The sequence below is a fragment of the Cellulomonas sp. IC4_254 genome, assembly GCF_011603975.1.
Classification (GTDB): Bacteria; Actinomycetota; Actinomycetes; order Actinomycetales; family Cellulomonadaceae; genus Cellulomonas.
Map to the genome: position 1 here is coordinate 1 of NZ_JAANNB010000144.1, position 10,184 is coordinate 10,184.

Genomic DNA, 10,184 nt, shown 5'->3' on the forward strand with positions numbered 1-10,184 from the left:
CGGACGACCTCAACCAGGACGACCCCCGGCACGAGGCGCACCGCGCCGAGCGCGCGACGGGCGCCGCCGGCGCCGGCGCCGAGGCCGTCACCGGCACCGCGTCCGGCGCACCCGGCGCCGTCCGGCCGACGAGCCCCGGTCCCGACCCGGACGACGTCGACCGCTGACGCGTGACGCCGTCCGCCCGCAGGTCAGCGGCGGCGGCGGAAGTACCAGACCCGCGTGGCGGTCGAGCACACGAACAGCACGAGCACCCCGGCGATCGTCACCGCCGGGGTGCTCGTGACGAGCCCGCCCACGATCAGCACCGCCCCCAGCACCAGGGCCGCGACGATGCGGATGATCGCGGGGCGGTCGTCGGGCGGCAGGCCGGTGCGGTCGGGCATGGGCGCGAGCCTCGCACGTCGCGGCGGCCGGGCCGTCGCGATGCCCTGCGTCAGGCGTGGCCCAGGTGCTCGTGCGTGCGGTGCGACGCGGGCTCGATCTGGAACGTCGAGTGCTCGACCGAGATCGGGAAGTGCGTGGCCAGGCAGTCCTGCAGCTGGTCGAGGATGCGGGCCGTGTGCCCGTCGGAGAAGCACTCGTCGTCGACCGTGAGGTGCGCCGTGACCACGGGCAGCCCGGTCGCGACGAGGCTGGCGTGCAGGTCGTGCACCGCGCGGACGTGCTCGACGCCGAGCAGGTGCTCGCGGACCGCGTCGAGGTCGAGCCCGGGCGGGGTCGACTCCAGCAGCACCGCGCCGGTCTCCCGCAGCAGCGTCACCGCGCGCGGCACGATGAGGGCGCCGATCAGCAGGCCCGCCACCGCGTCCGCCTGCTGCCAGCCGGTCGTGGCGATGACGACCGCCGCGACGATCACACCCACCGACCCGAGCGCGTCGTTCAGCACCTCCAGGAACGCCGCCCGCAGGTTGAAGCTCGCCCGCCGGCCGCCCGCCAGCACCGCGAGCGCGACCAGGTTCGCGACCAGGCCGACGACGCCGAACACCACCAGCTCGGTCGACGGCACCTCCGGCGGCTCGAACAGCCGGCGCACCCCCTCGGCCAGCACGTACCCGCCGACGGCCAGCAGCACCGCGGCCTGCGCCAGTGCGCCCAGCACCTCCGCCCGGCGGTAGCCCCACGTCCGGCGCGACGTCGGCGGCCTCAGAGCGAGGTGCGCCGCGACCAGCGCCATCGCCAGGCCGGCGGCGTCCGTCAGCATGTGCGCCGTGTCCACCAGCAGCGCGAGGCTGCCGGTGAGGACCGCGCCGACCGCCTGCGCGAGGAGCACGGTCGACGTCAGGCCGAGCGCGACCGCCAGCCGGCGGCGGTGGTCGGCCGGCTGCCCCGCGCCGTCCCCGGGCGCGCCGCCGTGGTCGTGGCCGTGGCCGTGGCTCACGGTCGAACCCCCGCGAGGTGCGCGCACCCGTCCGGCCCGGCACCGCCGTGCAGCAGGTCCTCGGCCGCGCCCACGAGGGTCGCGAGCCGGCCCGGGTCGGCGATCGCGTAGATCGAGGACCGCCCCCGCTGGCGCACCGTCACCAGCCCGCAGTCCCGCAGGCACGCGAGGTGCACGCTGACGGTGCTCTGCGCGAGGCCGAGGTGCTCGGTCAGCTCGCGCACCGAGTGCTCGCCGGTGAACAGGTGGCGCAGCATCGTGAGCCGGGCGGGCTCGCCCAGGGCGCGGAACAACGCGGCGGTCGGGGCGGTGAGCGCCGCGTCGTCGACGGAACGGGGGTCGTTCTCGTTATCGATCACCGGGGATGTCATCGCCATGAGGCGATGCTAGCGCGGGCGGCTCGCGGCGCACGTAGCCTGCCGTCGTGAGCACCCCCTCGAGCGGCAGGCCGTCGCGGCAGCCGGCCGGGTCGTCGGCCGGGTCGTCGGCGGGGTCGTCGGCGGGGTCGCCGCCCCGGCACGCCCGGGACGCGACCCGGCGGCGCCGGGCGCGCGGGTACGGCGCCGCCGCCGTGCTCGCCGTGACGCTCGGCGCGGTGCCGATCGCGTGGGCGGCGGCGGGGTCCGACGCGCCCGATCCCGCACCCGCGGCGGCACCCGCACCCGCGCCCGCCGCCGACCTCGTCCCGTCCGCCACCCCCGAGCCCACGCCCACGTGCACACCCGCGCCCCTGGAGCAGCGGGCCGCCGCCGTGCTCGTGGTCGGGCTCCCGGGGGTCACCCGCGCCGACGACCCGCTCGCGCAGCAGGTCGTCGCGCTCGGGGTCGGCGGCGTGTTCCTCGCGGGCGGCAACGCCCGCAGCACGGAGCAGGTGACGGCGCTCACCGCCGGGCTGCGCGCCGCGGCGGCCCGACCGCTGCTCGTGGCCACCGACGAGGAGTCCGGACGGGTCGCGCACATGCGGGAGGTCGTCGGGCCCGGACCGTCGCCGCGCCGCATGGCCGCGCAGGGCTCCCCCGACGACGTCCGTGCGCGGGCCGCGACCACCGGGCAGGCGCTGTCGGCCGCCGGCGTCGGCCTCGACCTGGCACCCGTGCTCGACCTCGACGACGGCCCCAGCACCGGCGTCATCGGCGACCGCTCCTTCAGCGCCGACCCCGAGGAGGCCGCGACCTACGGCCTCGCGTACGCGCGCGGCCTCGCCGACGCCGGCGTGACCTCGGCGGTGAAGCACTTCCCCGGCCACGGCCGCTCGGCCGTCGACTCGCACCGGGAGTCCTCGCTGGTGGACGCGGGCCTGGACGAGCTCGCGGCGACCGACCTGCTGCCGTTCCAGCGGGCGGTCGACGCCGGCGCCCCCGTCGTCATGCTGAACCACCTGCAGTACCCCGCGCTCGACCCGGACCTGCCTGCGTCCCTCAGCCCGCGCGCGTACGCCCTGCTGCGCGACATGGGGTTCCAGGGCGTCGCGATGACCGACTCCGTCGGCATGGGCGCGGTCAACCTGCGGTGGGACTTCCCCGACGCCGCGGTCCAGGCGGTCGCCGCCGGCGCCGACGCCGTGCTGGCCACCGACGGCAACCACGCGACCCGGATGCGCGACGGGCTCGTCGCGGCCGTGCAGGGTGGGGCGCTCCCGGAGGCCCGGCTGTCGGAGGCCGCGGCGCGGGTCACCGCGCTCGCCGGCGGCGACCCCGTGGCGATGTCGTGCCTCGAGGTGGACCTGCCGGAGCTCGCCCCGGACGCGGGGCAGGCGGCTGCGGCGGGGGCGACGACCGCCTGGCCGTGACCGGGGGCGACCGACCCGCCGCGGCGACGGCTGGTCGCTCCGACGGCGACGGCTCCGGACGGCACCCCTCGGACGCGGTACCTTCGACCACGTCGTCGTCGGCGCGTCAGCACGCCCCGGCCGGCGGCAGGGGAGGTCTCGCCTCCCGGGCCTCTAGCTCAACTGGCAGAGCAGCGGACTTTTAATCCGCGGGTTGTGGGTTCGATCCCCACGGGGCCCACCGGCTTGAACTGGACACTTCCCTTTCGGCGGGTTGGTCCCGTCGGAGTGCATGCAGCCGACGTACAGCAGCCAGCGCCACTGGCCTGCCGCCAGCGGACGTTCGAGGTGGGAACCCACAGCCCCGGTGATCACTCGAACGTCCGCGGGCTGCACACACACCACGGCGCGCTCCCCCGTCCCCCACCACTCGACGGCCATCGTCTCGAGCTGCTCGTCGCTAGTCGCCCACCGCGGCGTCACGGCGACCGGGGTCGGACGATCGACGTCGTGATGCACCCCGCGCGGCACCGGCTGCGCGTTCAACAGCGGCCGCGTGGATCGGACGCAATCCATCCGGCCGGAGACCGAGTGGGTCAGGTCGCGGTCCCGCACCTCGTCATCGTCCGGCGCGCGACCGACACGGCGGGGGAGCGTCGGCCGCCACTCGTCGCCGTCATCGAGGTGCGACCACAGCTCCGGAGACGAGGGCGGCCAACGACCTGCTGCTCCCGCGCCTTGCGCTAGCGCAAGGCGCGGGATATTCTGGTCTTGTTCGCGCGACAGGAAGGGAGATGATGGACGAAACACCCGCAAGATCCTCGCGGAGGCGGAGCCCAGGGCTTCGAGATCCTGGTCATCAAGACCCAGCAACCGATGGTCTACCGCAACGGCGCGTTCGTCGCGAAGGCGCCGGGTACGCCGGGTGACCGGCGCGGGGTGAGGAATCCGATCGCCGCACCGCGGTGGGCTGGTTTCACCTGGCCGCCACGCAGGTAGCGGGTGGGAGCCGGAACAAGCGGCTCCCACCCCGAGTCCATCGTCCACCATCCCCGCCGCCACGAAGGAGGCCCCGCATGACCGACTACAACGTGATGCTCGACGTCGGCTCCACCGATCCCGAGAAGTTCGACCTCGAGCCGTTCACCCCGTACGGCGCCGTGCTCGTCACCACCCCGGCACGCACGCGCGAGCTGGTCCTGACGATCCCCGGTAAGGACATCAGCCAGGCCATCACGACCGCCCTCGCAGTGTTCGCGGCGGCGCTGCACTACGAGCCGTACGTCGTGCGCGCGATGTCCACCGCCGCGTACGACGCTGGAGTCGACCTCCCCCCGAGCCCGGAGTCGGTCTCGGTGGGTGAGGCCGCGGGGCGGCTCGGCGTCACCCCCTCCGCCGTGCGGCAGCGGCTCTCCGCTGGTCGGTTCCCCGGGGAGCGCGTCGGTCGGGACTGGCAGGTTCCGGATGGCGCCGTGCGGGCCACCGCGCAGGACACGCGGATCCGCTGGGACCAGCAGCCGGACGGGTCGTTCGTCGGCGAGTCTCCGGTCGGCCGGTACAGCGTCGTTCGCAAGGGCGGCGGTTGGGTCACCCGCTACCCGCCCGGTCTCGGCCTGCTCGAGTCCGGTTACGACTACACGTCGGAGGACGCAAAGGCGATCGCGGAGAGCGACGCCGTCCGCCGCGCCCAGCGCCAGGAGCCGTAGCTGGCGTGGCCGACACGACCGGTGCGTCTCGTCCTGTCAGAAGGGCGGGGCGCACCGTCTCGGTGCTACTTCCTGCTTACGGGGTAGACCGCGTGCTCCGTGTCCCACCACAGCAGATAGAACACACCGTCGACCTCGAACCCCCATGCGCGACCCTTGCCGCTCGTCCGGTATCGAACGAGCCGCTCGAACACCAAGTCGTGCCCGAGCGTCGAGAGGCGCTCCTGGGCTTCCGGGCGCACCTCATCGAACTCGTGTGAGTGGTACCGCGGTCGTCGAGTGCCCGACCCCGTCGTCTGACGGCGAAGCTCCTCCCACTTCGTGGTGCCGAACGCGTGCATGAACGTCAGCACCTCGGCGGCGTGCTCCGCTGCGGTCCACGGCTCGGTGTACCTGAACGCACTGTCTGCGTACCGCAGGGAGAACCGGGGCTTGTCGTCCTCCTCGCCCGCGGCGCCCGGTGGGAGCGCCCGAGGTGTCCGCCCGTCCCCTTGAACGCGAGCCGTGGTCCGCGGGGTACGTCCCTGTCCCTGCGGCTGCGTCTTGGTCTTCGGCTTTCGCTTGCCCCCCGACATGCGCAGCGGGCCTCAGCGCCAGCTGTCCCAGTCGAGCTCGCCGACCGGGAGCGACTCGTCGGACTGCTCGACCGCCGAGTAGTAGTTGGCCAGCGAGTCGAGGGTGATCGGCGTGGTGGCCTTGTCCGTCGGCCCGAGCCCGGCGCGAGCATCACGCCACGGCTCCTCGTTGTGAGTCAGTGCCGACAGCTGCCGCCCGCTGAGATCCCCGTACGTGTCGAGAACGGCGTCGATCGTCCCTTGCTGGTACGGCTCGAGCTTGCTCGAGTCGCCCTGAGGCCACGACTCGACCGAGAACTTGCCGCGGTGAGCGCTGAACAACTCGTAGACCACGGGCCCGTTCGCCCACGCCTGAATCTCCTCATCGAAGAGCGGCTCATCCGCCCACACGAGGTGCCACGCCTGGCTGTAGTAGACGAGCTTCTGCAGCTTCATCGTCGTCATCGGGCCACGCTTGTGCTCGAGGATGTACGCAGCGACGTCGTGTGCGCTGACCATTCCGGCCTCCTCCTCCAGTGCGGCGTGTGCCTAGACGCGCGAGAACCCCGGACGGGGGCCGGGGTGTCTGCTGGGAGCGCGTTGCGTCGATCGTATCCACCTATCGGCCGGCGTACGCGCAAGGAACAGTGCAAGGCCGGAGGAGATTCCCGCAGGGTCGTGGCAACCGAACGCGCAAGAGCGCCCCGCCCCGCGGATCCGGAGCGGGCGCGCGTGCGTCGGGCATGTGGTCGTCAGGTGTCGGTGGTGCCGGAGCGGGGGCCGACGTTCTGCGCGGCGGCGCTGACGCCGGTCGGCTTCCACAGGCCGTAGTGCGAGGCGACCGAGATCACGAACGCCAGGAGCGGGCGAGCAGGGCGACGCCAACGTCGAACGTCGCGCCGTCGGCGATCGCCCGGCCGAGTTTCGGCGAGCAGCGACGTCAGCAGCGACAGCCCCGCGAGCGCCCACGCCTTGCGCGCGGCGGGCGTCACGCGGGTCGTCACCAGCCCGACAACCACCGGCGGGATGACCGCGACGAGCAGCTGCACGACCGTGCCGACGTCGAGCGCGAACGCGACGGGCACCGGCGTCGCGGCCGGGGCCGGCGTTGCGGCCGGGGCGCCGGTCGCCGCGGCGGAGCCGGGGGCCACCGCGAGGGCGAACACGACGGCGCCGACGGCCACCGCGGCGCGGAAGAACGAGCGGATCACGGGGCAGCTCCGCGGATTGTGGGTCCGATCCCCACGAGGCCACCGGCTCGAAGACGGCGCACGGTCGCGCCTTCGATGTCCTGCACCTGGCGCAGCGCCCCCTGGATCTGCGCGACCCTGGGTCCCGCGCGCCGCGCGGTCCCCCTCACACCCCCGCGCGCCACTCCTCCCGCAGCAGCGCGTAGGCGTACGAGTCGAGCCACCGGCCGTCCCGGTGCAGCGAGTCCGCCCGGTACTCCCCCTCGCGCCGCATCCCGACCCGCTCCATGAGCCGCCACGACGGCGCGTTGTCCGCGAAGCACAGCGCGGTCAGCCGCCGCAGCCCGAGGTCGGTGAAGCACACGTCGAGCAGCCGGCGCACGGCCTCGGTCGCCAGCCCCCGGCCCTGCGCGGCCGGGTCGAACGCCCAGCCGATCTCCGCCTGGGTGGCCCGGGCCTGGTCGGCGACCTCCGACTGCCCCCAGCCGTCCTCGATGCGCACCATGAGGTCCCCGACGACGCCGCCGTCCTGCTCGACGACGACCGTCGGGCCGAGGCGGTCCGGCTCGGCGAACCGCTCGGCGAACGCCTCCTCGTCGAGCGGCAGCGCGGTCATCCACCGGGCGACCTCGGGGAGGCGGCGGTACCGCCAGACCGCGCCCGCGTCGTCCGCCGTCGCCGGGCGCAGCGTGAGGCGCTCGGTCGCGATCGGCCAGGGGGCGTCCAGGTACGGGGTGGTCACACGCGCAGGCTAGCGGCGGTCGACAGCCTGTGGACCCCGGCGGACAGGTTGTGCCGGACGGCCGCCGCACGCCCCGGCCGTCGGCTTACCTGTCCTCGGCCCCGGGACGGACCGGGAGCGCCGACGCCAGGAGGACCCCATGCTCAGCCGCACCCGCCGCGCCTGGCGGCGCCTCGCCGAGGGCCGCCCCGCGGTGGCCGAGCTCATCCTGTTCACCGGGATCAGCATGGGCATGACGGTGCTGCAGCTCGCGCTGATGCCGGTGCTGAAGTGGGCGTTCGGCCTGACCCCGCTGGTCGACTCCGCGTTCCAGGTGCTCGGCGTGAACACGAACGCCGACGGCAGCACGTTCTACGTCTTCGACTATGCGGCCGGGGCGCTGCCGGCGGGCGGTGGCGGGCTCGCGTACTTCCTCGCGGTGCAGATCACGCTGGCGATCGCCCAGATCATCAACTTCTTCCTGCAGCGCACCGTGACCTTCAAGTCGGACACGGACGTGTGGCGGGCCGCGGCCTGGTACGCCGTCGCGTACGTCGTCATCACGTTCGCGGCCGCCTGGCTGCAGGGGTTCTACAAGGCGCCGATCTACGAGTGGATGATCGGGCGCTGGGGCAGCACCGGCGAGGCGGGTGCGGACGTCGTCACGATGATCATCAACGCGCTGCTGTCGTTCGTGGTGTTCTTCCCGATCCTCAAGATCATCTTCCGGAAGGCCCCGGCGGACGCCCCTGCGGCGGGGTCGCCCGCGCTCGCCCGGGCCGGGGCGCGCTGACGGCCGACGCGCGCACCAGGGCGAGCCCCGCCACCAGCGAGCCGAGCCCGCCGAGCGTCATGTCGCCGATCGTGTCCCGGTAGGCGACGTGGATCGAGGCGTCGACGTAGGTGTTCCCCAGGTACTCGCCGATCTCCCAGAGCACGCTGAGCCCGAGGCCGAGCGCGGTCGTCACGCCGACCGAGCCGACCCGCACCCGCCGGGCCGCCGGGAGGGTGGGGTCGACGACCGCACCCGACGCCCGCGCCAGGACCAGGTGCCCGACGGCGGCGATCAGGCCCGTCACGACCAGGTGCATCACGATGTCGAGCCAGGAGATCCGCTGGTACAGGTCGAGGGCGCCGGACCACCCCGCGGCGAGCAGCCCGATCCCGTACGCCGCGTCGAGCCGCGGGTCCGCCCGGACCGTCGGCGGCACGACGAGCCCGGCGAGGACGAGCAGCAGCAGCGCCACCCCCACCGGGCCCGCGACCACCGCGGCGACGACCACGCTCGCCGCACCGACGACGCGCACGACGCCCCCGGGGCCGCGCAGCAGCAGCGCGGCGGCCGTGCGCCGCGCGGTCACGCGGTCGCGTCCGCCGCGGTGCCCTCGCGCCCCTCCGGCTCCGCGGGTCCGGAGGCCGACGTGGGCGGGGAGCCGAGCCGGGACGCCATGTGCCCGCCGAGGTAGCCGCTGGCGCCGAGCACGCCACCCGCGCCCAGCGCGACCGCGACGCCCAGCCCGCGGCGCCCGCGACGGCGCAGCAGCCACGACGTGCCGTAGAGCCCAAGGGCGACGTTGTTGAGGAAGCCGTGCACGGTCCCGACCCGCAGGGTCTTCCGGTCGGACACCGCCCAGTCCGCCAGGCCGGTGACCGCCGCGGGCACGGCGGACAGGATGCCGAGGCCGAGCAGCCGGTCGGCGGCCTTCCGGCGGCCGTCGCCGCCGCCCGGGGTCAGGTCGAGCACGGTCGCGCTCACCCAGAACCCGATGGGCGCGTCCGTGAGCAGCGGGTGCGCGGCGTGCCCGAGCGGGCGGCCGTGCAGCAGCGACGCGAGGCGCGGGCTGGTCCGCAGCGCGCGCAGGACGGCGGGCTGGACCCGGTCGACCGCCTGGTCGAGGGCGGTGGCGCGCTCGAGGCGCCGGGTCGCGGTCAGCAGGGGGCTCTCGTCGGCGTGCACGGCGTCTCCTCGTCGGCCGGGGGCGGGGCGTCCTGGGTCGAGCATCGCCCCGGCGTCCCCGTCGCGCACGGCGGGAGCACCCAGGGGGCCGCCCGAGGTGCGGGCCGACCAGCCCCGACGGATGCTGGAGACCGCGTCCAGCACCGGCGCCGCCCCGCGCGACACCGGCCCCGCGGCACGACCGCACGCCGGAGCGCACGACGGAGGGATCCGCCATGTCCGCCTCCACCCCCGCCGCCCGCACGGCCGGCACCGCCACCGCCCGCCAGCCGCACCAGTACCTGGCGCTCGTCATCGGGATCGCGTACCTGGTCGTCGGCCTCGCCGGGTTCCTCGTCACCGGCTTCGACGGGTTCACCGAGCACGACCACTCGCAGACCCTGCTCGGGTTCGCGATCAACCCGCTGCACAACATCGTGCACATCGTGATCGGCCTGCTCGGCATCGCCCTGTGGTCCAGCGCGAGCCGCGCCCGGACCTACGGCTGGCTGCTGTTCGTCGGCTACGGCGCCACGTTCGTGTACGGCCTGATCGTCGCGAACAACCCCGACGCGAACATCCTCAACATCAACGGCGCGGACAACTGGCTGCACGCGGTGTCGGCGCTCGCCGGTCTCGCCATCGCCCTGTGGCCGCGCCGCGACCGCACGAGCTCGACGACGGTGCGCGCCTGAGCCGCGCGCACGGGGCCGCGCGCCCCACCGGGACCGCGCCGGTGGCAGACGCCGCCGGCGCGGTCCTGCGCGCCCTCGTCGGGGCCGTGGACCGGGTGCGCCCGTCCCCGCGCCCCCTGCACCCGCGCGGCGTCGTCCGGCACGGCACCCTGCTCGTCGACGACACCGACGCCCCCGGCGCCCGGGAGCTCGGCGCGCCGCTGGTGGTGCCCGCGGTCGCCCGGGTGTCCCGC

The 10,184-nt window shown here is 74.8% G+C and carries 14 protein-coding genes and 1 tRNA gene; 6 read left to right on the top strand and 9 right to left on the bottom strand.

Annotated features, from left to right (window positions below):
* Positions 1–191: 191 nt before the first annotated feature.
* From G6556_RS13625 to G6556_RS13635, 3 genes are all read right to left on the bottom strand, one after another.
* Positions 192–386: a DUF3040 domain-containing protein gene (locus G6556_RS13625; RefSeq protein WP_166942343.1), complete on the bottom strand. Its 195-nt coding sequence runs from the start codon at positions 384–386 to the stop codon at positions 192–194.
* Between the two features lie 50 nt (positions 387–436).
* The gene (locus G6556_RS13630) at positions 437–1,303 is read right to left on the bottom strand and encodes a cation diffusion facilitator family transporter (protein ID WP_205693475.1); all 867 of its coding nucleotides are present in this window, start codon (positions 1,301–1,303) and stop codon (positions 437–439) included.
* A gap of 74 nt (positions 1,304–1,377) precedes the next feature.
* On the bottom strand, positions 1,378–1,752 hold the full coding sequence (locus G6556_RS13635; RefSeq protein ID WP_166942372.1) for a metalloregulator ArsR/SmtB family transcription factor: 375 nt from the start codon (positions 1,750–1,752) through the stop codon (positions 1,378–1,380).
* Between the two features lie 53 nt (positions 1,753–1,805).
* Between G6556_RS13635 and G6556_RS13640 the strand changes: the two genes are divergently transcribed.
* The 3 genes from G6556_RS13640 to G6556_RS13650 all read left to right on the top strand — a co-directional run bounded on the left by G6556_RS13640 (position 1,806) and on the right by G6556_RS13650 (position 4,855).
* On the top strand, positions 1,806–3,170 hold the full coding sequence (locus G6556_RS13640) for a glycoside hydrolase family 3 N-terminal domain-containing protein (RefSeq protein WP_166942348.1): 1,365 nt from the start codon (positions 1,806–1,808) through the stop codon (positions 3,168–3,170).
* A gap of 147 nt (positions 3,171–3,317) precedes the next feature.
* A tRNA-Lys gene (locus tag G6556_RS13645) sits at positions 3,318–3,390 on the top strand.
* An 835-nt stretch (positions 3,391–4,225) separates the two neighbouring features.
* On the top strand, positions 4,226–4,855 hold the full coding sequence (locus G6556_RS13650) for a hypothetical protein (RefSeq protein ID WP_166942351.1): 630 nt from the start codon (positions 4,226–4,228) through the stop codon (positions 4,853–4,855).
* A gap of 65 nt (positions 4,856–4,920) precedes the next feature.
* On the opposite strand, the gene G6556_RS13655 is transcribed toward G6556_RS13650, so the two are convergent.
* From G6556_RS13655 to G6556_RS13670, 4 genes are all read right to left on the bottom strand, one after another.
* A complete protein-coding gene (locus G6556_RS13655; protein WP_166942354.1) occupies positions 4,921–5,208 on the bottom strand; it encodes a hypothetical protein in 288 nt (95 codons plus the stop codon).
* A gap of 234 nt (positions 5,209–5,442) precedes the next feature.
* Complete coding sequence (locus G6556_RS13660) at positions 5,443–5,928, bottom strand: type II toxin-antitoxin system antitoxin SocA domain-containing protein (RefSeq protein ID WP_166942357.1); 486 nt, start codon at positions 5,926–5,928, stop codon at positions 5,443–5,445.
* A gap of 233 nt (positions 5,929–6,161) precedes the next feature.
* Complete coding sequence (locus tag G6556_RS19625; protein ID WP_240934498.1) at positions 6,162–6,620, bottom strand: hypothetical protein; 459 nt, start codon at positions 6,618–6,620, stop codon at positions 6,162–6,164.
* A gap of 145 nt (positions 6,621–6,765) precedes the next feature.
* Entirely contained in the window at positions 6,766–7,341 is a 576-nt protein-coding gene (locus G6556_RS13670) for a GNAT family N-acetyltransferase (RefSeq protein WP_346774898.1), read from the bottom strand.
* Positions 7,342–7,480: 139 nt separating this feature from the next.
* Here G6556_RS13670 and G6556_RS13675 point away from each other — a divergent pair, with 139 nt between their 5' ends.
* Entirely contained in the window at positions 7,481–8,113 is a 633-nt protein-coding gene (locus G6556_RS13675; protein ID WP_166942360.1) for a hypothetical protein, read from the top strand.
* Here the strand turns inward: G6556_RS13675 and G6556_RS13680 are convergent.
* Both G6556_RS13680 and G6556_RS13685 read right to left on the bottom strand, forming a co-directional pair.
* Complete coding sequence (locus G6556_RS13680) at positions 8,040–8,681, bottom strand: hypothetical protein (protein WP_166942363.1); 642 nt, start codon at positions 8,679–8,681, stop codon at positions 8,040–8,042. The genes G6556_RS13675 and G6556_RS13680 overlap by 74 nt on opposite strands.
* Entirely contained in the window at positions 8,678–9,277 is a 600-nt protein-coding gene (locus G6556_RS13685) for a DUF2231 domain-containing protein (RefSeq protein ID WP_346774899.1), read from the bottom strand. The genes G6556_RS13680 and G6556_RS13685 overlap by 4 nt, the downstream gene beginning before the upstream one ends.
* 215 nt (positions 9,278–9,492) lie before the next feature.
* Between G6556_RS13685 and G6556_RS13690 the strand changes: the two genes are divergently transcribed.
* Positions 9,493–9,951, top strand: coding sequence for a DUF4383 domain-containing protein (locus G6556_RS13690; RefSeq protein WP_166942366.1), 459 nt, complete (start codon positions 9,493–9,495; stop codon positions 9,949–9,951).
* Positions 9,952–9,992: 41 nt separating this feature from the next.
* Positions 9,993–10,184: hypothetical protein (locus G6556_RS13695; protein WP_166942369.1), on the top strand; the 192-nt coding region annotated here is incomplete at its 3' end.